General features: G+C 65.4%; 22 protein-coding genes. 14 read left to right on the top strand and 8 right to left on the bottom strand.

Features of this window, described 5'->3' with window-relative positions:
* Window positions 1-148 precede the first annotated feature (148 nt).
* On the top strand, window positions 149-1,861 hold the full coding sequence (locus tag ACDH77_RS08955; RefSeq protein WP_218488628.1) for a tannase/feruloyl esterase family alpha/beta hydrolase: 1,713 nt from the start codon (window positions 149-151) through the stop codon (window positions 1,859-1,861).
* Window positions 1,862-2,554: 693 nt separating this feature from the next.
* Here ACDH77_RS08955 and ACDH77_RS08960 read toward each other — a convergent pair.
* Complete coding sequence (locus ACDH77_RS08960) at window positions 2,555-2,869, bottom strand: EthD family reductase (protein WP_031422388.1); 315 nt, start codon at window positions 2,867-2,869, stop codon at window positions 2,555-2,557.
* 155 nt (window positions 2,870-3,024) lie between these two features.
* Between ACDH77_RS08960 and thrC the strand changes: the two genes are divergently transcribed.
* Together thrC and ACDH77_RS08970 are read left to right on the top strand one after the other, a co-directional pair.
* A complete protein-coding gene (gene thrC / locus ACDH77_RS08965; RefSeq protein WP_031422390.1) occupies window positions 3,025-4,335 on the top strand; it encodes a threonine synthase in 1,311 nt (436 codons plus the stop codon).
* A 101-nt stretch (window positions 4,336-4,436) separates the two neighbouring features.
* Window positions 4,437-5,180, top strand: coding sequence for a murein L,D-transpeptidase catalytic domain family protein (locus tag ACDH77_RS08970; RefSeq protein WP_014090040.1), 744 nt, complete (start codon window positions 4,437-4,439; stop codon window positions 5,178-5,180).
* An 85-nt stretch (window positions 5,181-5,265) separates the two neighbouring features.
* On the opposite strand, the gene ACDH77_RS08975 is transcribed toward ACDH77_RS08970, so the two are convergent.
* Window positions 5,266-5,931 carry a Crp/Fnr family transcriptional regulator gene (locus ACDH77_RS08975; protein ID WP_031422392.1) on the bottom strand — a complete coding sequence of 222 codons (666 nt, stop codon included), beginning with the start codon at window positions 5,929-5,931 and terminating at the stop codon, window positions 5,266-5,268.
* A gap of 203 nt (window positions 5,932-6,134) precedes the next feature.
* Between ACDH77_RS08975 and hisS the strand changes: the two genes are divergently transcribed.
* From hisS to ACDH77_RS09030, 11 genes are all read left to right on the top strand, one after another.
* Entirely contained in the window at window positions 6,135-7,571 is a 1,437-nt protein-coding gene (hisS, locus tag ACDH77_RS08980) for a histidine--tRNA ligase (RefSeq protein WP_372353835.1), read from the top strand.
* Between the two features lie 214 nt (window positions 7,572-7,785).
* Window positions 7,786-8,112: a YerC/YecD family TrpR-related protein gene (locus tag ACDH77_RS08985; protein WP_014090043.1), complete on the top strand. Its 327-nt coding sequence runs from the start codon at window positions 7,786-7,788 to the stop codon at window positions 8,110-8,112.
* 9 nt (window positions 8,113-8,121) lie between these two features.
* Window positions 8,122-9,036, top strand: coding sequence for an ATP phosphoribosyltransferase (hisG, locus tag ACDH77_RS08990; protein WP_014090044.1), 915 nt, complete (start codon window positions 8,122-8,124; stop codon window positions 9,034-9,036).
* Window positions 9,033-10,328: a histidinol dehydrogenase gene (hisD, locus tag ACDH77_RS08995; RefSeq protein ID WP_011347185.1), complete on the top strand. Its 1,296-nt coding sequence runs from the start codon at window positions 9,033-9,035 to the stop codon at window positions 10,326-10,328. Before hisG ends, hisD begins: the two co-directional genes overlap by 4 nt.
* Window positions 10,325-11,416: a histidinol-phosphate transaminase gene (gene hisC, locus ACDH77_RS09000; protein ID WP_031422399.1), complete on the top strand. Its 1,092-nt coding sequence runs from the start codon at window positions 10,325-10,327 to the stop codon at window positions 11,414-11,416. The genes hisD and hisC overlap by 4 nt, the downstream gene beginning before the upstream one ends.
* Window positions 11,413-12,540, top strand: coding sequence for a bifunctional histidinol-phosphatase/imidazoleglycerol-phosphate dehydratase HisB (gene hisB / locus ACDH77_RS09005; protein ID WP_031422401.1), 1,128 nt, complete (start codon window positions 11,413-11,415; stop codon window positions 12,538-12,540). The genes hisC and hisB overlap by 4 nt, the downstream gene beginning before the upstream one ends.
* Entirely contained in the window at window positions 12,537-13,139 is a 603-nt protein-coding gene (gene hisH, locus ACDH77_RS09010; RefSeq protein ID WP_031422402.1) for an imidazole glycerol phosphate synthase subunit HisH, read from the top strand. The genes hisB and hisH overlap by 4 nt, the downstream gene beginning before the upstream one ends.
* Window positions 13,136-13,870, top strand: coding sequence for a 1-(5-phosphoribosyl)-5-[(5-phosphoribosylamino)methylideneamino]imidazole-4-carboxamide isomerase (hisA, locus tag ACDH77_RS09015; protein WP_031422404.1), 735 nt, complete (start codon window positions 13,136-13,138; stop codon window positions 13,868-13,870). The genes hisH and hisA overlap by 4 nt, the downstream gene beginning before the upstream one ends.
* The gene (gene hisF / locus ACDH77_RS09020; protein ID WP_031422406.1) at window positions 13,864-14,640 is read left to right on the top strand and encodes an imidazole glycerol phosphate synthase subunit HisF; all 777 of its coding nucleotides are present in this window, start codon (window positions 13,864-13,866) and stop codon (window positions 14,638-14,640) included. The genes hisA and hisF overlap by 7 nt, the downstream gene beginning before the upstream one ends.
* A complete protein-coding gene (gene hisIE / locus ACDH77_RS09025; protein WP_031422408.1) occupies window positions 14,630-15,250 on the top strand; it encodes a bifunctional phosphoribosyl-AMP cyclohydrolase/phosphoribosyl-ATP diphosphatase HisIE in 621 nt (206 codons plus the stop codon). The genes hisF and hisIE overlap by 11 nt, the downstream gene beginning before the upstream one ends.
* 168 nt (window positions 15,251-15,418) lie before the next feature.
* Window positions 15,419-17,005, top strand: coding sequence for a calcineurin-like phosphoesterase family protein (locus ACDH77_RS09030; RefSeq protein WP_031422410.1), 1,587 nt, complete (start codon window positions 15,419-15,421; stop codon window positions 17,003-17,005).
* 457 nt (window positions 17,006-17,462) lie between these two features.
* On the opposite strand, the gene ACDH77_RS09035 is transcribed toward ACDH77_RS09030, so the two are convergent.
* The 6 genes from ACDH77_RS09035 to ACDH77_RS09060 all read right to left on the bottom strand — a co-directional run bounded on the left by ACDH77_RS09035 (window position 17,463) and on the right by ACDH77_RS09060 (window position 23,749).
* Window positions 17,463-18,539 (bottom strand): C13 family peptidase, encoded by a 1,077-nt coding sequence (locus tag ACDH77_RS09035; protein WP_031422412.1) that lies wholly within the window; start codon window positions 18,537-18,539, stop codon window positions 17,463-17,465.
* A gap of 184 nt (window positions 18,540-18,723) precedes the next feature.
* A complete protein-coding gene (gene mtnC / locus ACDH77_RS09040) occupies window positions 18,724-19,422 on the bottom strand; it encodes an acireductone synthase (RefSeq protein ID WP_031422414.1) in 699 nt (232 codons plus the stop codon).
* 2 nt (window positions 19,423-19,424) lie between these two features.
* Window positions 19,425-19,991, bottom strand: coding sequence for a 1,2-dihydroxy-3-keto-5-methylthiopentene dioxygenase (locus ACDH77_RS09045; protein ID WP_008571451.1), 567 nt, complete (start codon window positions 19,989-19,991; stop codon window positions 19,425-19,427).
* A 35-nt stretch (window positions 19,992-20,026) separates the two neighbouring features.
* Window positions 20,027-20,680, bottom strand: a complete 654-nt coding sequence (locus ACDH77_RS09050) for a methylthioribulose 1-phosphate dehydratase (RefSeq protein WP_029819274.1) — start codon at window positions 20,678-20,680, stop codon at window positions 20,027-20,029.
* 89 nt (window positions 20,681-20,769) lie between these two features.
* Window positions 20,770-22,200 (bottom strand): amino acid permease, encoded by a 1,431-nt coding sequence (locus ACDH77_RS09055; RefSeq protein ID WP_029819275.1) that lies wholly within the window; start codon window positions 22,198-22,200, stop codon window positions 20,770-20,772.
* Between the two features lie 76 nt (window positions 22,201-22,276).
* Window positions 22,277-23,749: an amino acid permease gene (locus ACDH77_RS09060; RefSeq protein WP_008571456.1), complete on the bottom strand. Its 1,473-nt coding sequence runs from the start codon at window positions 23,747-23,749 to the stop codon at window positions 22,277-22,279.
* Window positions 23,750-23,781 lie beyond the last annotated feature (32 nt).

A 23,781-nucleotide genomic window follows, 5' to 3' on the forward strand; every position in this document is an offset into this window, starting at 1 on the left:
ATGTGCGCGCCGTGAGATGCCATGTGGAGTGTTCGGTGTCCCGACCGCCCGGTCGAGACGGTAAATCCGCTTCTTGCCTGACGAGGAATTCTTCATGGCTCGATTGGACTGGCCGAGCGTGCTCGGCCCAGTGGTGGTTGCAACCGGTTTGTGCTTCGTGGCGACATCGGCGTTTGCTTCCTGCGCGGATCTGCTGAAATTGTCGGTGCCGTCGACGACGATCAGCACGGCCGACGATGTGCCTGCAGGTAATTTCACCGCGCCCGATGGCACCGTTGTCCAAGGATTGCCTGCGTTCTGCCGTGTGGTCGGCGTTGCGCGGCCAAACAGCGATTCGGAGATCGGTTTCGAAGTCTGGATCCCTTCTTCCGGCTGGAACGCGAAATATCTGCAGGTCGGTACGGTGGTGTTTGCCGGCACGATCCAGTACAACTCGCTAGGTTTCGCCTTGCGCCGTGGCTACGCCACCGCCACCACCGATGGTGGTCATCGTGCGACGGTCGGCGATGCAAGTTTCGCGCTCAACCACCCCCAGAAAATCATCGACTGGGGATACCGGGCGCTGATCAAGACGGCCGTCTACAGCAAGCAAATCGTGTCTGCGTATACGCAGAGCGCACCGCGCTATTCCTACTTTTTTGGCTCCTCCAACGGTGGCCGCGATGCGCTGATGGCCGTCCAGCGCTATCCGAATGCGTTCGATGGCGTGATTGCCGATGCGCCGTCCGCCGACTGGACCCACAACGCATTTTCCTGGCTGTGGTCCGAAGATGCCGAGTTCGGCAATCCGGCGGCCACCATCACGACGGCCAAGCTGCCGGCGATCCAGGCCGCGGCACTTGCCCAATGCGATGCCAAGGATCTGACCGCAGACGGGGTGGTCAACGATCCGCGTCTGTGCCGCTTCGATCCCAGCGTGCTGCTGTGCGCTGCCGCCGAAACCGACAGCTGCCTGACTGCAGACCAGATCATGGCACTGGACTCGATTCTGAGCGGTCCGGTCAACCCGCGGACCGGACAGCGCATTTACTATGGGTTCGAGCCGTTCGCCGTCGCCCTGCCGACCTTCTGGGACCGCTGGGTCACCGGCAACGCCACCATACCGGGCGGTGGGCATGCACTGCTGGCCAATCAGTTCTTCGCCAACATGGTGTTTAACACCGCTAGCGCCTCGTTCGACCATACCAAGGTCAACTTCGACAGCGATGTCGCTCTCACCAACCGTACCTCCATCGCCGGTCAGCGGCTGGCCCACGTGATCAACGCAACGTCGCCGGATCTGAGCCGGTTCCGTGCGCGCAACGGCAAGCTTCTGCTGTATATCGGCTGGGAAGATCCTGTGGTGCCGCCGCGCGGAATGATTGCCTATTACGAATCGGTCGTTGCAAAGCTGCGTGCGGGCAGCGCATCTGCAATCAGCGACGACCAAGCATTGCAGCAGACGCAGCAGTTCTTCCGCCTGTTCATGGTGCCCGGGATGGGCCATTTCACCGGTGGCCCGGGCGCGACAGCGTTTGGCGCGCTGTATGGCGCACCCGGGTTGGCGGTCGACCGCCAGCACGATGTGTTGTCGGCGATGGAGGCCTGGGTCGAGCAGGGCGTCGCGCCCGATCGCATCATCGCCGCCAAATACGTCAACGACGACCAAACCCAAGGCGTCTTGCGTACGCGTCCGCTGTGCAGCTATCCGCAAGCAGCGCAGTGGACTGGTCAGGGCGATTCCAACCAGGAGCAGAACTTCCTCTGTCTCGATGGTCCCCGTGGCGCGTATCCCGACAGTGCGGAGGCTGGACAGTCGCGCTGGGCAGACCGATCTGTTCGCCGCTTCCATGGGTGCGCGCATGGTCGAGCATGCGTGTAGTCGAGCACGTCAATCAGACGTGCAGGCAGGAGATCCGCAATGGTTAGGGTACGCATTGCGCCTGTGCTGGCGTACACACTCCTGCTGTCTTGCAGGCGTCGAGCTGCCTTGCTGCAGCGGTAGATCGCGCTGGTTGTGTGACTGCGCAGGCGGATCAGGCGCGCAGGAAGCTCAGAAGGGCCTGGCCGCAGCGAATTGCTCGCTCGCTGGCGCCAGATGCCGATGCGCGTCTCATCGCGAAGCGATGCGTCGCAAGGACGGCGCGTATGCGCTCGTCATCTGGTAACGTTCGTGGTCGAACGCGCGCGGATGGCGCTGCTGCGAAGATGCGCGTGGCGGCGGACGGAACCCGATGGCGGGGCCTCGGTCGATTGGGCGCGCGGCCTATGCCGGACCGGCTGCTGCGCTTGCTCAGTCGAGCCGTGCCAGCCCTTAGAAGAAGATGAGTCAGAATCAAGTGATGTGTGGATCGAGTCATTGTCGTCCTGGATCGACGACGCACCGAGCACAGTGGCGTCATCCGGGCTGTACGGGTCGCCTCGCAATGCGTGCGATTCCCGCGTGATGCCATCCGGTCGCTGCGCGTCGGGCGTTGTTGCTCGACAGTGCGCTGCCGCGGCACGGCGCCTGCGACGTGGTGCGGGCGCAGGGCGGTGCGATGCACGGCATGTTGCACTGCACGCGCCGCGTGGCTCAGCCAACCATGACTTCGCTGATCTGCATCACCGGGGTCAGGTCGGTGTAGTTGGCGATGTCGCCCAGGATCTCCGCCGCATGCGGCCCGAAGCTGGCATTGAAGGCTTCCTGCGACGCGCAAAAGATGTGGCACATCCCGATGAACGCCGGCGGGCTGCCGGCCTCGCCGCCGCTGATGCCTTTGTCCACCGTATATTTCAAACAGGCCGGCCCCATGCGCGCGCTCACCAGCGGCATGTGCTGGTCGCGGTAGTAGGCGTGATCGAAGCGGGCGCCTTCGCGGTACGGGTACATCACACTGACCTTGATCATCTGCCGACTCCACGGAAGGGTGCGCGCAGCATAGCCCCGCGCCATCGACCGTGCGCACCCCTTCGGCCAAATGCCGGCGCAGCCCGACGCCCGGCTCCGTCACACGCGGCACCGCTTGTCATGGGTACCGCCCAGCCTTCGCTTTATCTGGAGTCATGCTGATGTTTATCTCCACCCGTGGCGGTGCCCCCGCCGCAAGCCTGAGCCAGGCCATCGCCGCCGGGCTGGCGCCCGATGGCGGCCTCTACGTGCCGCAGACCCTGCCGCCTGCGCGTACGCTGGTTGCGGGCGCCGGCCTGGCCGACACCGCCACCGTGCTGCTGCAGCCGTTTTTCGAAGGTGATGCGCTGGCCGCCGAGCTGCCCGCCATCTGCGCTGAAGCCTTCGACTTCCCGGCACCGCTGGTTGAGCTGGGTACGCCGGGCGATTACGCGCTGGAGCTGTTTCATGGCCCCACCGCCGCGTTCAAGGATTTCGGTGCGCGCTTCCTGGCCGCCTGCCTGACCCGCCTGCGCCGTGCCGAAGATCGCCCGCTCACCATCCTGGTCGCCACCTCCGGCGACACTGGCGCCGCCGTGGCCGCCGCGTTCCATCGCCAGCCCGGCCTGCGCGTGGTAGTGCTGTATCCGGACGGCCGCGTGTCGCCGCGGCAGGCGCATCAATTGGGGTGTTTCGGCGACAACATCCAGGCCCTGCGCGTGGCCGGCTCGTTCGACGACTGCCAGGCAATGGTCAAGCAGGCCTTGAACGATGCCGCATTGCAGGCGCAGGTGCCGCTGAGTTCGGCCAACAGCATCAGTCTGGGCCGGTTGCTGCCGCAGATGAGTTACTACGCACATGCCGCGCTGGAACACCATGCAGCCTCGGGCAGCGCGCTCAACCTGGTCGTGCCTACCGGTAACCTGGGCAACGCGCTGGCGGCGATCATCGCGCGCGCGCTCGGGGTGCCATTGGGCCGCATCGCGCTGGCGTCCAACGCCAATCACGTGTTGCCGGACTATTTCGCGGGAGATGCCTACGCACCGCAGCCCAGCGTGGCCACGCTGGCCAATGCGATGGACGTGGGCGCGCCGAGCAATTTCGAGCGGCTGCGTTGGCTCTACAACGGCGACGATGCCGCCTTGCGCGAGGAATTCCGGGCCTTGTCGGTGGACGATGCGGCGATTCGCAACACCGTGCAGCAGCGCTTCGCCCGCTACGGCGAGGTGCATTGCCCGCATACCGCCACCGCGGTGCATGTGCTCGAACAACTGCGTGCCGAAGGCGCGGAGGGCGGCACTGGCGACTGGGCGGTAGCGGCCACCGCGCATCCGGCCAAGTTCGAGGGGGTGGTGGAGCCATTGATCGGCCGCGCGGTGGAGGTTCCGCCGGCGCTGGCCGCGCTGCTGCAGCGCCCGGCGCATGCCGAAGCACTGGCGCCGGACTACGCAGCCCTTCGGCAGCGCTTGCTTGCCGATGCCGCCTGACCCAACGCGTTCAGCCACCGGGGTTGGAAAGTGGCCCGCATGCGGCTATTTCTAGCCGGGTGCGGCCCCGTCGTGGCGCCGCGTCCGCTGTGGGTTGTTGCATGTCTTATCGAATGATCGCCGTTGCCGGCTTCTTGTGCGGGTGGGCAGCGGCTGGTGCGGCCAGTGCGGCCGATGCATTGGCTGGATCACCGGTCGCGCCACTGGGCGCTCCGCGTGTGGGTCTGGTCGAGGCGCTGGCGCGCCAGGCGCCGTCGCTGGACCGTCAGGTGCTGGCCCTGGCCACCGAGGCGCTGCAATGCGCCCGCCAGCGCCAGCAGGTGGGTGCCGAACGGGTGCTCAGCGTCATCGACTACAGCCGCCCCTCGACCGAGCGCCGGCTCTGGGTGTTCGATCTGGACAAGCAGCGCCTGTTGTTTCGCGAATGGGTCGCGCACGGACGCAATACCGGCGAGAACCTGGCGGCGAAGTTCTCCAATGACGATGGCAGCTTCCAGTCCAGCCTGGGCGCGTTCACCGCGCAAGAGTCGTACACCGGGCACAACGGTTACTCGTTGCGGCTCAAGGGTCTGGAGCCGGGGTTCAACGACCACGCACGCGATCGCGCCATCGTGATCCACGGCGCGCCCTATGTCAGCGAAGCCATCATCCGCAGCCAGGGCCGGCTCGGCCGCAGCCTGGGCTGCCCGGCGGTGCGGCCAGCGGTGGCCAAGCAGTTGATCGATACCTTGCGCGACGGTGCGTTCGTGTTTGCCTACTACCCGGACCGGGCCTGGCTGCGCCAGTCGCGGCTGCTGAGTAGTGGCTGTGGCGGTGCGGCAGCGCGTGCAGTGGCCGGGCGCTGAGTGATCGCGCGTCACCGACCCGGCCGACTGCGTCGACAGGCACGCACCGACGCATCAATGAAATCCATCAATCAGCCGCCAACCCTTACACCGTATCGCCGGCTAGGCGGCGTAGTGCGGCGTAATCAAGGATCTGCACCAGCTGCAGTTGCGGTAGCGCGATCAACTGCTGCTGCCGCAGTTTGGTGAAGGTACGGCTCACCGTTTCCACGGTCAGCCCCAGATGGTCGGCAATATCGCCGCGGCTCATCGGCAGCGCCACGGTGTCGCCGCTGGCGCCGGGCTGGATGGAGCGAGCGGCCAGCCGCAGCAGGAAATGCGCCAGCCGTTCGCTCGGTTGCAGGCGTGCCAGCAGCAGGCCGGTGTCCTGCGCTGCAGCCAGCTCCATGCTGGCACGTTGCAGCAGCTTGCGTTCCAGCTGCGGGTAGCGCTCGCGTAGCTGGCGCATTTGCGCCATCGGCGTGCGGCACACCCGGCTGTCGACAATGGCTTCGATATCGTGGCGGTGCTGCGCGGTTTCGGTGAGCCCGACGTAGTCGCCGGGCAGCACGAAGCCGGTGATCTGGCGGCGCCCGTCGGCCAGCGTGCGCACCATGCGCAACGCACCGGAGGTCACGGTATAGACGTTGTGCCGGGTCTCGCCCGCACGCACCAGGGTGCTGCCGGGCGCGTAGGCCGCCGCGTGGGTGACCTGGTCCAGCGCGTCCATCTCCTGCGCCGACAGCGCCGCACAAATGGCCCGGCCGCGCACGGCGCAAAGGGCGCAATCTGAGTTGGGCGTGCCACTGGCGGATGCCGTGCTGGGCGCCGGGCAGGTCGCGCTGGGGTCGGAAAGCTGCCGGTACATGGGCCATGCACTGCTGGGACGCATTGAATGATACGCCATGCGGTCAGCGCGGCCGCCCAGCCGGTAGAATTGTGCGTTCGCCACATTGTCCTGCAGGAGTTTCGCTCGTGATCAAGCCCCGTACGCCGCCCGGCATCATGGAATTGCTGCCGCGCGAGCAGATCGCGTTCCAGCGCATGCTGGACGTCATCCGCCGCAACTACGAGCGGTTCGGGTTCCTGCCGGTCGAGACCCCGGTGTTCGAGCTGTCGGATGTGCTGCTGACCAAATCCGGCGGCGAAACCGAGCGCCAGGTGTATTTCGTGCAGTCCACCGGCGCGCTGGCCAATGCTGCTGCGGCAGCCGATGCGGGCGCCGAGAACGGTGGCCTGCCCGAGCTCGCGCTGCGCTTCGACCTGACCGTGCCGCTGGCGCGCTACGTCGCCGAGCATGAGCACGAGCTGAGCTTCCCGTTCCGGCGCTACCAGATGCAGCGCGTGTATCGCGGCGAACGTGCGCAACGCGGGCGCTTCCGTGAGTTCTACCAGTGCGATATCGACGTCATTGGCAAGGATGCGCTGAGCATCCGCTACGACGCCGAAGTGCTGGCGGTGATCCATGCGGTGTTCGCCGAGCTGGGCATCGGCGATTTCAAGGTGCAGTTGAATAACCGCAAGCTGCTGCGCGGCTTCTTCGAAAGCCTGGGCGTGGCTGAGGGCGAGTTGCAGCTTGCCGTGCTGCGCGAAGTCGACAAGATCGACAAGCGTGGCGCCGATTACGTGCGCGACACGCTGGTGGGCGAGGGCTTCGGCATCGCCGCCGAGCAGGTGGCCAAGATCCTCGCCTTCGTGGCGGTGCGCTCTGACGGGCATGCCGATGCGCTGGCGCAGTTGCAGGCGCTGGAAGCCTCGGTCGGGGCCAGCGCGACGCTGGGCGAGGGCATCGCCGAGTTGCGCGAAGTACTGGAGCTGGTCAAGGCGCTAGGCGTGCCGGAGAGCGCGTACTGCCTGAATTTCTCCATCGCGCGCGGGCTGGACTATTACACCGGCACCGTCTACGAAACCACGCTGATCGACCACCCGCAGATCGGCTCAATCTGTTCGGGCGGCCGTTACGAGAGCCTGGCCAGCCACTACACCAAGTCCAAGCTGCCGGGCGTGGGCATTTCGATCGGCCTGACCCGCCTGTTCTGGCAGCTGCGCGAGGCCGGCCTGATCCAGGGCATCGCCGAAAGCAGCGTGCAGGCGATGGTGGCGCTGATGGACGAGACCCGCCTGGACGACGCGCTGGATATCGCGCGCCGGCTGCGCATCGGTGGCATCAACACCGAGGTGCAGATGGAGCCGAAGAAGGTCGGCAAGCAGTTCCAGTATGCGGCTCGTGCCGGCATCCGCTTCGTGGTGCTGGCCGGCGACGACGAACTGGCACGCGGCGAGGTGGCGGTGAAAGACCTGGTGCGAGAGCAGCAGTTCGACGTCGCCCGCGATGAGCTGGCCAGCACCTTGCAGGTGGAACTGGAACAGGCCAGGGCAATGCTGGTGGATGGCGGCGTCCAGGGCGACTGATATCGTCAGTTTGAAGACGTCACAGGCTTGGTGACCATTTCGCCGGCGACCCACGTGCCGTAGCGCAGAACGCGCCCACTGACATCAGATGTCAGTGGGCGTTTTCGTAACAGGCAGGTGGGCGAGCAGTTTCTTCATGAATGCTTCGATGCGGTCGACTTGTCCCGAGGCCGGTGTTTGCGTTAATGTACTAACACGCTATTACATTGACGCAATGAAACAACGACCCGCCCCCCGCGAGAACACCGACATTGCGGCATCTCTGACGATGCTGGCCGACGCGCTGGCATGCCTGCGCGCGCCCGAGGCGGTCGAAGCGTTTCTGCGTGACCTCTGCACGCCTGCCGAGCTGGAAGCCATGGCCGACCGCTGGCGGGTGGTGCCGCTGCTGGTCAAGGGCGTGCCGTATCGCGAAATCCATGAGCTGACCCAGGTCAGCGTCACCACCATCGGGCGCGTTGCGCGCACCCTGGACCACGGTGCCGGCGGCTATGCCGCGGCCTTGCGCGAGCAGTCTTCGCGCCCTGACGCCTCCCACTGAGAGAACGAGATGAGTGCTTCCACGGCAGCGCCGGCACGTGACCGGCTGCGTATCGCCATCCAGAAGAGCGGCCGCCTGGCCGAGCCGGCGCGCAGCCTGCTGGCCGCCTGCGGGCTGAGCTGGCGGCAGAGCCGCGACAAGCTGTTCTGCTACGGCGAATCGTTGCCGGTGGACCTGCTGCTGGTGCGCGACGACGACATCCCCGGCCTGATCGCCGATGGCGTCTGCGACCTGGGCATCGTTGGCCAGAACGAACTGGAAGAGCAGGCCGCCGAGCGTCGCCGCAACGGCTTGCCGGCCGCCTATCACGCCGTGCGTGGAGTCGGCTTCGGCCAGTGCCGCCTGATGCTCGCCGTGCCGGAAGAATGGGACTGGCACGGCGTGGCGCAACTGGCGGGCAAGCGTATCGCCACCAGCTACCCGGCGATCCTGGCCGATTGGCTGGAGCGGCAGGGCATCGACGCGACGGTGGTGGAGTTGTCCGGTTCGGTGGAAATCGCACCGCGCCTGGGCACTGCCGATCTGATCTGCGATCTGGTCTCCAGCGGCGCCACCCTGGCCGCCAACCAGCTCAAGCCGGTCGAGCTGGTGATGGAAAGCGAAGCGGTGCTGGCCGGCGCAGTGCGCGAGCCGGCCGATGCGCGCGCCGGCCTGCTGGCAATGCTGCTGCGGCGCATGGACGGCGTACTCAAATTGCGCGACAGCAAGCTGCTGATGTTCCGCGCCGAGCAGACCAATGTCGATGCGCTGCGCCGCCTGCTGCCTGACGCCGACCCGCTGGTGCAGTTGCCCGACGATGGCAACGGCGCGCTGCGCTTGCAGACCATGTGCCATGGCGCGGTGACCTGGCAGCGCCTGGAAGAACTCGAACGCGCAGGTGCGCAAGGCTTGATGGTGTTGACGGTGGAGCGCTCGCTGGCATGAAGATTCTCGATTGGTCCCAACTCGACGGTGCCGCGCGAACCGATGCACTGACTCGCCCGGTACAGACCGTGGCCACGCAGACGCGCGACGCAGTGGCTGCATTGATTGCCGATGTGCGTGCACGCGGCGATGCCGCCTTGCGCGAGATCACCGCGCGTTTCGATGGCGTATCGCTGGAGAGCTTCGCCGTGAGCGAAGCCGACTTCGCTGCCGCCGAAGCGGCCGTGGCGCCGGAGCTGCGCCAGGCCATGCAAGATGCGGTCGCACGCATCGACGCCTTCCACCGCGCCGGCATGAGCGAGGGCTATGCGGTGGAAACCGCGCCCGGCGTGGTGTGCGAAAAGATCGTGCGGCCGATCGGACGTGTGGGTCTGTACGTGCCGGCAGGCAGCGCGCCGTTGCCATCAACCGCCTTGATGCTGGGTGTGCCGGCGCGTCTGGCCGGATGCCGCGAGGTGGTGTTGTGCACGCCGCCGCGCAAGGACGGCAGCGTGGACCCGGCGGTGCTGGTGGCCGCGCAACTCACCGGCGTGCGCCGCGTGTTCAAGCTCGGTGGCGCGCAGGCGATCGCGGCGATGGCGTATGGCACCGAGTCGGTACCCAGTTGCGACAAGCTGTTCGGCCCGGGCAATAGCTATGTCACCGAAGCCAAGCAGCAGGTGGCCCAGTCCGGAGCGGCGGCGATCGACATGCCGGCCGGCCCCTCGGAGGTCTTGGTGATCGCCGATGCGGGCGCGCAGCCGGCCTTCGTGGCTGCTGATCTGTTGTCGCAGGCCGAACACGGGCCCGATTCGCAGGTGCTGTTGCTGTCCGACAGCGACGGGTTGATCGATGCGGTGCAAGTACAGCTGGAAGTTCAGCTTGCGCAACTGTCGCGTGCCGACATCGCGCGCCAGGCGCTGGCGCAATCGCGGATGATCAAGGTGCAGGCGCTGGATGAGGCGTTTGCGATCAGTAATCGCTATGCGCCGGAGCACCTGATTCTTGCGCTGCGCGAACCGCGCGCGTGGCTGGCGCAAGTCGAAGCGGCCGGTTCGGTGTTTCTTGGCGATTACACGCCCGAAGCGCTTGGCGACTACTGCAGCGGCACCAATCATGTGCTGCCGACCAGCGGTGCGGCGCGCGCCTACAGCGGGGTGAGTGTGGCCAGCTTCCAGAATATGGTCAGCGTGCAGGCAGCCAGCAAGGCCGGCATCGACGGCATCGGTCAATGCGCATTGATCCTTGCCCGCGCTGAGGGGCTGGATGCGCATGCCAACGCGGTGGCGCTGCGCATGGGAGTGGCGGCATGAGCGCGTCGTCGATTCTGGATCTGGTACGCGAAGATCTGCGTGCATTTGCGGGCTATTCGTCGGCGCGCACCAGTGCGTTGCAGGGCGATGTGTGGCTCAACGCCAACGAGTCCGCGTGGGCGAATCCCGCCGATCCCGACGCCAGCACGCGGCGCTATCCCGACCCGCAACCCAGGGGCCTGCGCAGCGCGCTTGCGGCGCTGTACGGTTGCGCGCCGGAGCAGCTGTTGATCGGCCGCGGCAGCGACGAGGCGATCGATCTGCTGGTACGCGGCCTGTGCGTGCCAGAGCGCGATGCAGTGCTGGTGACGCCGCCGGTATTCGGCATGTACGCGGTGTGCGCGCGGTTGCAGAACGCACCGTTGGTGGACGTGCCGCTGGTCGATGGGCCAGATGGTTTCCATGCAGATATCCCTGCAATAGTGGCGAGGGCATTGGCCTCGAACGCCAAGCTGGTGTTTCTGTGTTCGCCATCCAATCCCGCTGGTTCGGCCATTGCGCTAGACCAGATCGAACAAGCGCTGCAGGCCTTGCAAGGCAAGGCGCTGGTGGTGGTGGACGAGGCCTATGGCGAATTTTCCGATGTGCCTTCGGCGGTCGGTCTGCTCGGGCGTTACGACAATCTCGCGGTGTTGCGTACGCTTTCCAAGGCGCATGCGCTGGCGGCGGCGCGTATCGGCACACTGATCGCCAATGCCGAGTTGATTGCCCTGCTGCGCCGCTGCCAAGCGCCGTACCCGGTGCCCACACCATGTGCAGCCATGGCCGAGCAGGCCTTGTCTGCGCCGGCGCTGGAGGTGACCCGCCGGCGTATCGCCGAGGTGCGCAGTGAGCGCGAGCGCGTGCACGAGGCGCTCGCGCAGCTGGCCGGTGTGCGGCAGGTCTATCCCTCGCAAGGCAACTTCTTGTTGGTGCGTTTCGATGATGCCGAGGCGGCGTTCCAGGCGTTGCTCGATGCCGGTGTGGTGGTGCGTGATCAACGCGCAGTGCCGCGCCTGGCCGACGCGCTGCGCATCACGCTGGGCACGCACGAACAGAACCAACGCGTGCTGAGCGCGCTGCAACGCACGCAGGAGGCCGCCGCATGACCCCGATTCTTTTTGTCGACCGCGACGGCACGCTGATCACCGAGCCGGCCGACTACCAGATCGACGCGTACGAGAAACTGCGCTTTGTCGATCACGTGATTCCGGCGATGCTCAAGCTGCGCGATGCCGGCTATCAGTTCGTCATTGTCAGCAACCAGGATGGGCTGGGCAGCGAGAGCTACCCACGCGCGTCCTTCGACGGCCCGAACAACCTGATGCTGCAGATCTTCGCCAGCCAGGGCATCGAATTCCGCGACGTGCTGATCGATTGCAGCTGGCCTGCCGACAATGCGCCCACGCGCAAGCCCGGTATCGGCCTGATGGTGCCGTATCTGCAGGACCGCAGCATCGATTGGGCGCGCTCGGCGATGGTGGGCGACCGCATCACCGACATCCAGTTCGCGCACAACCTCAACATTCGCGGGTTTCAGCTGCGCACCGACGAGTTCGGCGGCGAGTGGGACTGGCCCGGCATCGCCCATGAACTGGCCGACGCACCGCGTCGCGCGGTGGTCCAGCGCAACACCAAGGAAACCAGGATTCGCGTCGAACTGGATCTGGATCGCGTGGCCGAACCGAAGACCGCCACCGGTCTGCCGTTCTTCGACCACATGCTGGAACAAATCGGCAAGCACGGCGGTTTTGCGCTGGAGATCCGGGCCGAAGGCGATCTGCATATCGATGAGCACCACACCATCGAAGACACCGGCCTTGCGCTGGGTCAGGCGCTACGTGAAGCGCTGGGCGACAAGCGTGGCATCGGCCGCTATGGCTTCGATCCGGAAAGCAGCCCCTGGCGCGTCGCCGGCGACAAGGCGCAGCATGGCTTCACGTTGCCGATGGACGAAACCATCGCAAGCGCGGCGCTGGATTTCAGCGGCCGGCCGTATTTCGTTTTCGACGGCGAGTTCAAGCGCGAGCGCGTCGGCGACATGCCGACCGAGCTGGTGCCGCATTTTTTCCGCTCGATCTGCGATGCGTCCGGCTTGAATCTGCATCTGACCGTACGCGGTGAGAACGATCACCACAAGGTGGAAGCCTGCTTCAAGGCCCTGGCGCGTGCATTACGCCAGGCAATCCGCCGCGAAGGCACCGCGTTGCCGACCACCAAGGGTGCGCTATGACCGATGTTGCGTTGATCGATGCCGGTGGCGCCAACCTGGGCTCGGTACGCTATGCATTGGAGCGCTTGGGCGTGGACGCACGCGTGGTGCGCGATGCGGCAGGTCTGCACGGCGCACAGCGCGTGATCCTGCCCGGCGTCGGTGCTGCGCCAGAAGCGATGTCGCGTCTGCGCACGCAGGGCTTGGTCCAGCCGTTGCGCGCGCTGCAGGTGCCGTTGATCGGTATCTGCCTGGGGATGCAACTGCTGTTCGAACATTCCGAAGAAGGCGATGTCGAGTGCCTGGGCCTGCTGCCGGGCATCGTACGGCATATGACGCCGGCACTCGGTATCCGTGTGCCGCACATGGGCTGGAACCAGCTGGTGCCGATGCGCGAATCCGCGTTGCTGGCCGGTCTGCCCGAGCGCGCCAGTGCGTATTTCGTGCATGGTTACGCTGCGCCGGTGACCGCCGACACCGTGGCCGCCTGCGATCACGGCGGGTTGTTCACCGCCGTCGTGCAGAACGGGCTGCGCTGTGGCGCGCAATTTCACCCTGAGCGTTCGGCCGAGACCGGTGCACGCATCCTGCGCAATTTTCTTGAGATGAGCTTCCCATGAGTTTCACCGTTTACCCGGCGCTGGATATCCGCAACGGCCGCGTGGTGCGCCTGCTGCAAGGTGATTACGCGCGCGAGACGCAGTACGGCGACGACGTGCTGCCGCGTGCGCAGGCGTTCGCCGATGCCGGTGCGCAGTGGATGCATCTGGTCGATCTGGATGCCGCCAAGGCGGGCGGCTACACCTTGGCCGGCACGCTCGGCGAGATCGCGCGTGCCACCGGCTTGCGCGTGCAGACCGGCGGCGGTGTGCGCTCGCGCGAGGATGTGGCGCGCATCCTCGATGCCGGCGCCGCACGCGTGGTGATCGGCTCGTTGGCAGTGCGCAATAGCGAGATGGTGGTTGGCTGGCTGCAGGAATTCGGTGCCGACCGCCTGACCATTGCACTGGATACGCGCCAGGATGCCAATGGCATCTGGCAGTTGCCGGTGCACGGCTGGACCGAAACTGCAGACGCTACGCTGGATCAATTGGCCGCGCGCTACGCGCAGGCCGGGCTGCAGCATCTGCTGTGCACCGACATCGCGCGCGACGGCATGCTGTCCGGCCCCAATATGGCGCTGTATGCGCATCTGCGCGCGCTGACGCCGCAGTTGCAGGTGCAGGTCTCCGGTGGCGCGCGCAATCTTGCCGATGTCGCCGCGGCCAAGGCCGCAGGCTGTGCCGGCATCGTGCTCGGCAAGGCGCTGCTCGAAGGGCATCTGGATCTCGAAGAGGCACTGGCATGCTGAGCCGTCGCATCATTCCGTGCCTGGACGTGCGCGATGGCCGCGTGGTCAAGGGCGTCAAGTTCCGCGACCACATCGACATGGGCGACATTGTCGCGCTGGCCTTGCGCTACCGTGCGCAGGGCGCCGACGAACTGGTGTTCTACGACATCGGTGCCAGCCCGGAAGGGCGTTCGGTCGACTACACCTGGGTCGAGCGGGTGGCACGGCTGATCGATATTCCGTTCTGCGTGGCCGGAGGTATCGGCGATGTGGAAACGGCCCGAGCGGTATTGCATGCCGGCGCCGACAAGATTTCCATCAACTCGCCCGCGTTAGGGCGCCCGCAATTGATTTCTGAACTGGCCGATGCCTTTGGTGTGCAATGTGTCGTGGTCGGCATCGATTCGATTCGTGAGGAAGATGGTCAATGGCGCGTGCGCCGCTACACCGGTGATCCGAGCAAGACCCAGGCGTTGCCGATGCGTACGCTGGACTGGGTGGCCGAAGCGCAGCGGCTCGGCGCGGGCGAGATCGTGCTCAATTGCATGGATAGCGACGGCGTGCGCCGCGGGTACGATATCGCCCAACTGCGCCAGGTGCGTGCGTTGTGCCGGGTGCCTCTGATCGCTTCCGGCGGTGCAGGCGAGATGCAGCACTTTGCCGACGTCTTCGACCAGGCCGATGTGGATGGCGCACTGGCCGCCAGCGTGTTTCACAGCGGCGCGATTCCGATCCCGGAACTCAAGCGATTCTTGCGCGCGCAACAGATCGAGGTACGCGATGGGCAGTAACGAAGTGGCGACGGGCGACGCGCTCGCAACCCTGGATTGGAGCAAGGGCGATGGCCTGTTGCCGGTGATCGTGCAGGACGCCGACAACCTGCGCGTGCTGATGCTGGGCTACATGAATGCCGAAGCGTTGGCCGTCACCCGGCAGCGCGGTGACGTCACGTTCTTCAGCCGCAGCAAGCAGCGCTTGTGGACCAAGGGCGAGAGTTCGGGAAACGTGTTGCGCGTGGTGTCGATCCAGACCGACTGCGACACTGACACATTGCTGGTGCAGGCGCGCCCGCATGGTCCGACCTGTCACCTGGGCCGCACCAGCTGTTTCCCGTCTGCGCCAGGGCAATTCCTGGGTAGCCTGGATGCCTTGGTGGCCGAGCGCGAGCGCGAGCGGCCGCACGGTAGCTACACCACCAAACTGTTCGAACAAGGCATCCGCCGCATCGCGCAGAAGGTGGGCGAGGAGGGCGTGGAAACCGCGCTGGCCGGCGTGGTGCAGGACGATGACGCGTTGCTCGGCGAATCGGCCGATCTGCTCTATCACCTGATCGTGCTGCTGCGCGCACGTGGGCTGGGCCTTGGCGATGCGGTGGCGTTGCTGGAATCGCGGCATCAATAACGCAGCCGCTTAGCAACGCGCCCGGGCGCAACGGTCGTTATTGGGAACGCCCGTAGCGTCCGGGTGCGCTCCTACGGATATGCGGTCATGCCTTCCAACCTGCGTACTCGCGCTGTGCGCCTGGCGATGGCATGTACAATTTCCGCGGATCTTCGCGCGGGAAAACGCATGCAACCTCGCTTCGCTTTGTTGGCACTGGGCTTGCTCGCGGGAAGCGCATACGCGCGCGACACCGCAGTCGATGGCATCGTCTACGAAGAACGCGACGGGCGCGCCGGCCGCAGCGCCGATGAGCCGGGGGTGGCCGATGTGGCGGTTTCCAATGGCGAGCAGATCGTGCGTACCGATGCGCAGGGCCGCTACCGCCTGCCGGTACGCGACGGGCAGACGGTATTCGTGATCAAGCCTGGCGACCGCCGCTTTTTGCCCGCCGCCGATGGCCTGCCTGCATTCTGGCGCCACTACGCACCGCGTGGCTCGGCCAAGCATCAATACGGCGGTGTCGCCGCGACCGGCCGCAACACGCACAACTGGGATTTCGCGCTGACGCCACGCGCAGACACCGCGGCCGATGGCTTCCAGATGCTGGTGTTTGCCGACAGCCAGACCGCCAGCCTTGCCGACGTTGGCTACTACCAGCGCGACATCGTGGAACCGATCATCGGCAAGACCACCGCCAGGCTGGGCACTACGCTGGGTGACATCGTCAGCGACGATCTGAGCTTGTATCCGGCCTTGAACAAGGTCACCACGCAGCTGGGCGTGCCGTGGTTCCATGTGCCGGGCAACCACGATCTCAACCTGGACGCGCACGACGATGCGCAGTCGCTCGACAGCTGGCACGCAGTCTACGGCCCGGACACCTATGCGGTGGAAGAAGCCAATGCCAGCTTCGTGTTCCTGGACGATGTGATCTATACGCCGGGCGGCAGGCAGGCCTACATCGGTGGCCTGCGCGACGATCAATTCGCGTTCCTGCAGAAATACCTGGCGCAGCTACCACGCGACCGGCTATTGGTGCTGGGCATGCATATCCACCTGTTCGATGCAGTGCCGGGGCAGGAAACCTTTCGGCATGCCGATCGCCGCCGCCTGTTCGCATTGCTGAAAGAATTTCCGCATGTGTTGGTGCTCAGTGGTCATAGCCACACCCAGCGCCAGGTGGATCACGGTGCCGACGAGGGCTGGCAGGGTGCACGACCGCTGCACGAATACAACGTGGGTGCGGCCTGCGGTGCATTCTGGTCGGGCGCCAAGGATGCCGAAGGCATTCCCGATGCGACGATGAGCGATGGCACTCCCAATGGCTATGCAGTGCTGCAGATTGCGCCCAGCGGTAGCTACACGCTGGCTTATCACGCTGCGCGCGCGGCCGACGATGCGCAATTGCTGCTGCACGCGCCCAAGGTACTGCGCAAGGGCGCGTATGCGGCGTGGGGCGTCTACGCCAATGTTTTCATGGGCCAGGACGACACCGTCGTCGAGATGCGCATCGATAACGGCCCATGGCAGCCGATGAAGCGTGTAGAGCGTGGCGATCCGCGTGTGCTGGCAGAGAATGTGCGTGATGATGCGGCCGACGCGTTGCGCGGTTACGACCGCTCGCCGGAGGCCACGCCGTCCACGCATCTCTGGCGCGGTGCATTGCCGACCACCCTGGCGGTGGGCGAACACACCGTCCAGGTGCGCGCAAACCTACCCACCGGGCAGTACAACGCCAGCACCGTGTATCGCCTGCAAACTGCTGAGCCCTGAGGCGGTTAACGATGTCGGTCGTCTGACGCCGGCCTTCTCGCACCGGGAGAAGGTGCTCACAGGGATGGATGAGGGTGCACACAGTGCCTGACATCGCCCAATACTGGGGTTGGGGTATCTGGCGCCAAGAAAATCTAGATCGCCCCAAGCGATTGCTGGTGACGTTGTGTAGCGGCTCTTGAGCAACGATACGGAACCATGTCGTCGTGATCTCGGCACGGACAGAAGCGCGGCTGCGATAGCGCGACGGTCAAGCATGTGTCAGCTGCGCAGCAGTCTCCTGATCGCCACAAACACAAACGCCTCCACAAGGGAGGCGTTTTGGGATCCGGGCTGGCAGGCGTTGGCGCGCTGGCGAAGATCGGTGCTGGCTGGCGGTGGCTGGCTGGCCGGGCGAGTGTAGCGAGGCCCGGTTGGTGCTGACGAAATGAGAATTAGTCTCAGCACCCGCTCTGGGTTATCGATTGGATGCTGCAGGTGTAGCTGGGAGCGTGCTTGAGGGCTTTGCGGTTGCCGGGGTATTCGAACGTGGCACGTCACTCACCGGCGCAGCGTCCGCTGAGTCGGTTGAATCCACGCCCTGGTCCGACGCGGCATCCATCTCCACCGGCGGATACGGATACGCCACCGCCGGCCCCAGATGCACGCCCGCACGCCAACGCGCCAGCACTGGCGCGATGCGCTTGCCCAGCGATTGCTGCGGCAACGAGGGGAGCTCGCCTTCCTGCTTCTCGCGTGCGGTGATGGCGGCCTTGGCAATGTCGAATGCGGCCAGCGGGTCGTCGCTCTGGTTCATCGCATCGATCAACCATGCCTGCCCGAAATAGGTGGCGTTGGAGGTATTGCCGCAGCCGAACGAGGGCCGGTCGGCACGCGCAGCGGTGAGGATCAGCGTTTGCGGCGAACGCAGTGCGGGAATGAAACCTCCCGAATAGCAGGCCGACAGCACGATGATGCGATTGTCGATGCCGGCATCGTCCAGCGCCTGACGCAGATCCTGCGGGCTGATGAAATCCTCTTCCTTGTCGTCGACCTGCACGTACAGGCTGTGATCTTCGGTACCGTGGGTGGTGACGAACAGCAACAGCGCGTCTTCCTTGCGATCCATGCGCTTGCCGATCGCGGCCAGCGTGTCGTAGAGATTGTCGTAGGTTGCCAGCGGAGCGTATGGATGCTCGCCCAGATTGTCCGGGTTGTTGACCAGCGTGACCACGCGCCCGCGCGCATCGAAGCGTTGCTCGAACAGCTGTTTGAGGTAGAGCGTCTCGTTGCGGAAGACATCGTCGCTGGCATCGCCGGCAAAACCGACTACGTACAGATCGGTGACGCCGGGGCGCTGCGGTTGCAACGCTTTCAATGCGTGCGCCAGAGCGGCCTGATCGACCGGATCGCCTGCATCGTGGCTCTCGGCAGGCTGGGCCTGCAGCGCAGCACCAGCGTCCGGATGGCAGCCGGCCATCAACGCCACCACGACGATCAGCGTGGAAAGTCGTCGCCATACTGCATGTGGTGCGAAAGGGGAAGGCAGCGACATGGCGCGCGCAGAAGTCCAGGAAAGACGGGTGGGGTGGCCGAGCGCGGTGCCCGCAGTGCAGGCCATTATCCCGTCAGATAGCTGCATGCGGCGCGTCGCAGCCGGAGCATATCAGCGGCCTGCGCGGCGCCAACCACCGATTGCGCTCAAACGGCAACGAGCGCAATCGGCTTGCAGATCGTGCTTACAGCACCAACTGGCTAAAACTCTCCACGCGCTGGTGACTGCCGACATCGTCGGCCGAACGCGGCGTGGGATAGTCCTCCCGGCGGTCCAGAAGCGCGGTGCGCATGCCGGCACGTTTGGCGGCATCGAGCTCTTCGATCACATCCGACAGGAACAGGATCTCCGGTCCCGGCACGCCAATGCGCTCGGCGATGCGGCGGTAGCTGGCGCTTTCGCGCTTGGGGCCGACTTCGGTGTCGAACCAGTCGGTGATCAGTCCGCTCAGGTCGCCCGCGTCGCTGTGCGCGAAGAACAGTTTCTGCGCCGGCACCGAGCCGGACGAATACACATACAGCGGAATGCCCGCCGCGTGCCAGGCTTTCAACTGGATCGCCGCATCGGCGTAGATATGTGCAGTGAAGTCGGCCGTCTTGTAACCGTCGCCCCAAATCAGGCCCTCCAAGGCCTTGAGCGCGGTGTGCTTGCGGTCCTCGTCGATCCAGGTCTGCAGCGTGGTGATCAGCACCTCGTCCGGCACGTCCTCGCCGATTTCATCGGCCACCTGGTTGAGCCAATGGCGCACCTGCGGATGATTGCCGTGTTCGCGCACGTAGGCCGGCATGGCGCGGCGCGCATACGGGAACAAGACGTCCTTGACGAACGAAATGCTGCTGGTCGTACCTTCGATATCGGTGAGGATCGCTTGCGGTCGTGTCATCGTCAGCTGGCCTTGTGAGGTTTCTCGGGGGCGTAGCGGGGGAATTGTTTGGCGATTTCGGTGCCGGTGAAATGTCCGACCCAGCCGTCCGGCTCGGTGAAGAAGCGGATCGCCACAAAGTGCGGTTCCGGCCCCATGTCGAACCAGTGCAGGGTGCCGTCAGGCACGGCAATCAGGTCGTCCTTGACGCATTCGATCTCATAAACCTTGGCATCGACGTGCAGCGTAAACAGGCCTGAGCCGGCGACGAAGAACCGCACCTCGTCTTCCTTGTGGAAGTGCTCGTCCAGAAACTTGGCGCGCATTTCTTCGCGCTTGGGGTTATCCGGCGCGATGCTGACCACGTCCACGGTCTTGAAGCCGCGCTCGGCACTGATGCGATCGATATCGGCACGGTAGGCGTCCATCACCTGCTCGGGCGTGGCGCCCGGTTCGACCGGCGCGCTGGCATGCCAGCGTTCGAAGGTCACGCCAATCTTCTGCAACTGAGCGGCGATCGCATCGCCGTCGCGGCTATCGAACTCGGGAGTGGCGGGATTGGTGTCGGCAAAGATACGCAGTCGGCTCATGGCGGTCTGGCTCACGAATGGGGGACGGACAGTACTCAGCGCGTGCCGCGCAGTTTCAGCAGTTCGAGTTCGCAATGCAGCAGGAATTCGAACGCTTCCAGGTGACGACGTGCCTCGGCCATGTTGCGGCCCCAGGCATACAGGCCGTGTCCTTCGATGAGATACCCCCACATGCTCTGTTTGTCCAGCAAGGCATCGACCTGCGCGGCCAGCACCTGCATGTCCTGGGTATTGGCGAACACCGGCACTTCCACTGCGGTTTCGTGGGTGGTGTTGCCATCGAAGGCCTTGAGCAATTCGTAGCCTTCGAGCCGAATCACACCGCTGCCTGCATACAGGCGGGAGGCAATCGTCTGCACCGGCGAGTGCGTATGCAGCACGCAACCGATCTCCGGGAACCGGCGATACAGCTGGGTGTGCAGCAGGGTTTCGGCAGACGGGCGCAACGGGCGCCCGACGGCCAGGCCATCGAAGTCCACCACCATGATGTCTTCTTCGACCAGGCGACCCTTGTCGCGGCCGGAGACGGTGATGGCCGCGTGCTGTTCGTCCAGACGGTGGGAGAAATTGCTGCTGGTCGCAGGCGTCCAGCCGGCATGGGCCAGCTCGCGGATATTGGCGATCAGCAGGTGCGCCAGCTCGTGCAGACGCGTGGTGCTGTAGGGCAGGGGGGCAGTGGTCGCATTCATGGACCTATTCTACTGCGCCCCCGGTGCATGGGCAGGTGCAGCGCAGCAGGCATCGTCCTGCCGCGCCAGACGCCCGATCATGCGTGGGCTCAGCGGCCGTCGCGCAGACGGCTGTGGCGATACCCATAGCCGAAGTAGATCACCAGCCCGACCAGCGTCCACAGGCCCATCAGCATCCAGTTGTGCAGCGTCATCGCCGACAGCAGCGCAAGGCAGCTCAACACGCCGGCGCTGCAGATCAGCCAGGCAGCCGGCATGCGGAACGGACGCGGCAGTTCCGGGTGCGTGCGACGCAGGATCAGCACGCCGGCGCAGACCGCCGCGAAGGCGATCAGGGTGCCCATCGACGTCAATTCGCCCAGCACATCCAGCGGGAACACCGCTGCCAGCAGTGCGATGCCGACACCGGTGATGACGGTATTGACATGCGGGGTGCGGTACTTGGGGTGGATGCGGGTGAAGATCGAGGGCAGCAGGCCATCGCGCGCAATGATCATGAAGATGCGCGGCTGCCCGATGATCATCACCAGCACCACCGACGACAGCCCGATCAACGCGCCCACTTCCACGACCACGCGCAACCAGGCCAGCTGCGGATGCGCCGCCACCGCGGTCACCACCGGCTCGTCGGTGCCGAGCAGGGTGTACGGCACCAAGCCGGTCATGACCGCCGCCATCGCGATGTAGAGCACGGTGCAGATCACCAGCGACAGGATCATGCCGATCGGCAGGTCGCGTTGCGGGCGATGCGATTCCTGCGCCGCCACCGACACCGCTTCGAAGCCGATATAGGCGAAGAACACCATTGCTGCGCCGCGCAGCACGCCTTCCATGCCGTACTTGCCCGGGCCTTCGTTGGCCGGGATGAACGGGTGCCAGTTGGAGGTGTCCACGTATTTCCAGCCCACCGCGATCACCAGCAGGATCAGGCCGGTCTTGAGGATCACCATGGCCATGTTCATTGCCGACGACTTGCGGATGCCGACATAGCACAGCCAGGTCAGCAGCAGCACGATCCCGGCCGCCGGCAGGTTGGCGATCGCCCCGGTGGGTTGCAATTTGCCGTCCAGCGGCGCGCTGACGAATGCGGCCGGCAGGTGGATGTCGAAATGCTCGAGCAGACTCAAGAAGTAGCCGGTCCAGCTGACCGCCACTGCCGAGGCGGACACGCCGTATTCCAGCACCAGCATCCAGCCGATGAACCACGCGGCCAGCTCGCCGAAGGTGGCATAGGTGTAGGTGTAAGCGCTGCCGGAGACCGGCACCATCGCAGCGAATTCGGCGTAGGCCATCGCACAGAACGCACAGCACACCGCTGCGAGCACGAACGAGAGCATGATCGCCGGGCCGGCATGGTCGGCCGCCGCCTGGCCGGTGATGACGAAGATGCCGCCGCCGATCACCGCGCCGATTCCCAGGGCGGTCAGCCCCCAGGGGCCAAGCGCGCGTTGCAGGCCCAGCCCGTCGGCCGCCTCATGGCTGGCGTGCGGGTGTTTGGTGGCCCAAAGTTGTTTGAACATGAAGCGGTTCCGGCTTGGCGCTACGCGCGGTCATTGAACAAGAAGACCGGCGTCGCGCGCCGGTCTTGAGAGAAACTTAGGCCCGTTTCGCGAGGCGACTGTGGTGGATGCCGTAGCCGAAGTAGATCGCCAGGCCAATCACGGTCCAGCCCACGAACACCTTCCAGTGTTCCTGGAAGGCCTGGAAGAACAGGAACAGACAGGCCAACGCGCCCAGGGGGCAGATCACCATCGCCAGCGGCACCCGGAACGGGCGCGGCAGGTCGGGCTTGGTGAAGCGCAGCACCAGCACGCCGGCGCAGACCGTGGCGAAGGCGAGCAGGGTACCCATCGAGACGAGTTCGCCCAGCACGTTCAACGGGATCACCCCGGCCAGCAGCGCGGCGACCACGCCCACGAACAGCGTGCCGACGTAAGGCGTGCGGAATTTCGGGTGCACCTTGCCGAACAGCTTGGGCATCAGCCCATCCTTGGCCATGGTGTAGAAGATGCGCGGCTGCGCCATCAGCATCACCAGCACCACCGACGACAAGCCGGCAATGGCACCGATTTCCACCGCGGTCTTGAGCCAGGTCAGTTGCGGGTGGGCTTCCAGCGCGGTGGCCACCGGCTTGGCGGTGCCGAGCTGGGTATAGGGCAGCAGGCCGGTCAGCACCGCGCAGACGATGATGTAGATGACGGTGCAGATGGCCAACGACACCAGGATGCCGATCGGCATGTTCTTCTGCGGATCCTTGGTTTCGCCGGCCGAGGTGGAAACCGCGTCGAAGCCGATGTAGGAGAAGAACACGATGGACGCGGCGCGAAACACCCCGTCCCAGCCGAACTGGCCAGGGCCGGTGTTTTCCGGGATGAAGGGGTGCCAGTTCGCCGGGTCGATATAGGAAATGCCAAAGCCCACGAACAGGCAGATCACCACGACCTTGATCGCCACCACGATTGCGTTGGCGAACGCCGACTGGGTGACGCCGACGTAGCACAGGATGCTCACCGCCGCGACGATCAGCACGGCCGGCAGGTTGACCAGATTCCCGGAGCTGACAAAGCCGTGGCCGTTCCAGGCCAGCGGCGCACCCGCCAACTCTGCGGGGAACGGCACCCCCAGGGTGCCGGTGATGAAGCTGATCAGGTAGGCAGACCAGCCGACGGCAACGCTGGACCCGGCGAACAGGTATTCCAGCACCAGACACCAGCCGATGAACCAGGCGATGCCTTCGCCGAGCGTGGCGTATGAATACGAATAGGCGCTGCCGGAGACCGGCATCATCGCGGCGAATTCGGCGTAGCACAGGCCGGCGAAGGCGCAGGCGATACCGGCGAACACGAACGACAGCATCACCGCCGGGCCGGCGTGATTGGCCGCGGCCTGGCCGGTCAGCACGAAGATGCCGGCGCCGATCACCGCGCCGATACCGAGCATGATCAGGTGCTTGGCTGTGAGGGTCCGCTGCAGCGTCGCTTCGCCTTGCAGGCTGCCTTCGACCGGTTCGCCTGCATCGACGTGGCCAGCGGGCTCGATCGGTTTGACCCTCAACAGAGACTTCAGCATTCGGTACATCCCTAAGTGGCAAAGCTTGAAGG

Source organism: Xanthomonas axonopodis pv. maculifoliigardeniae (assembly GCF_041519315.1).
Lineage (GTDB): Bacteria > Pseudomonadota > Gammaproteobacteria > Xanthomonadales > Xanthomonadaceae > Xanthomonas > Xanthomonas euvesicatoria.

Bases quoted from the DNA above. Each gene is read 5' to 3' on its own strand.
- ACDH77_RS09050 (WP_029819274.1), bottom strand. From the start codon at position 20,680: ATGAATGCGACCACTGCCCCCCTGCCCTACAGCACCACGCGTCTGCAC.
- ACDH77_RS09055 (WP_029819275.1), bottom strand. From the start codon at position 22,200: ATGTTCAAACAACTTTGGGCCACCAAACACCCGCACGCCAGCCATGAG.
- ACDH77_RS09035 (WP_031422412.1), bottom strand. From the start codon at position 18,539: ATGTCGCTGCCTTCCCCTTTCGCACCACATGCAGTATGGCGACGACTT.
- hisA (WP_031422404.1), top strand. From the start codon at position 13,136: ATGAGTTTCACCGTTTACCCGGCGCTGGATATCCGCAACGGCCGCGTG.
- hisB (WP_031422401.1), top strand. From the start codon at position 11,413: ATGACCCCGATTCTTTTTGTCGACCGCGACGGCACGCTGATCACCGAG.
- hisIE (WP_031422408.1), top strand. From the start codon at position 14,630: ATGGGCAGTAACGAAGTGGCGACGGGCGACGCGCTCGCAACCCTGGAT.
- ACDH77_RS08960 (WP_031422388.1), bottom strand. From the start codon at position 2,869: ATGATCAAGGTCAGTGTGATGTACCCGTACCGCGAAGGCGCCCGCTTC.
- ACDH77_RS09030 (WP_031422410.1), top strand. From the start codon at position 15,419: ATGCAACCTCGCTTCGCTTTGTTGGCACTGGGCTTGCTCGCGGGAAGC.
- hisC (WP_031422399.1), top strand. From the start codon at position 10,325: ATGAGCGCGTCGTCGATTCTGGATCTGGTACGCGAAGATCTGCGTGCA.
- ACDH77_RS09045 (WP_008571451.1), bottom strand. From the start codon at position 19,991: ATGAGCCGACTGCGTATCTTTGCCGACACCAATCCCGCCACTCCCGAG.
- hisF (WP_031422406.1), top strand. From the start codon at position 13,864: ATGCTGAGCCGTCGCATCATTCCGTGCCTGGACGTGCGCGATGGCCGC.
- ACDH77_RS08970 (WP_014090040.1), top strand. From the start codon at position 4,437: ATGTCTTATCGAATGATCGCCGTTGCCGGCTTCTTGTGCGGGTGGGCA.
- ACDH77_RS09060 (WP_008571456.1), bottom strand. From the start codon at position 23,749: ATGCTGAAGTCTCTGTTGAGGGTCAAACCGATCGAGCCCGCTGGCCAC.
- hisH (WP_031422402.1), top strand. From the start codon at position 12,537: ATGACCGATGTTGCGTTGATCGATGCCGGTGGCGCCAACCTGGGCTCG.
- thrC (WP_031422390.1), top strand. From the start codon at position 3,025: ATGCTGATGTTTATCTCCACCCGTGGCGGTGCCCCCGCCGCAAGCCTG.
- mtnC (WP_031422414.1), bottom strand. From the start codon at position 19,422: ATGACACGACCGCAAGCGATCCTCACCGATATCGAAGGTACGACCAGC.
- hisD (WP_011347185.1), top strand. From the start codon at position 9,033: ATGAAGATTCTCGATTGGTCCCAACTCGACGGTGCCGCGCGAACCGAT.
- ACDH77_RS08985 (WP_014090043.1), top strand. From the start codon at position 7,786: ATGAAACAACGACCCGCCCCCCGCGAGAACACCGACATTGCGGCATCT.
- hisG (WP_014090044.1), top strand. From the start codon at position 8,122: ATGAGTGCTTCCACGGCAGCGCCGGCACGTGACCGGCTGCGTATCGCC.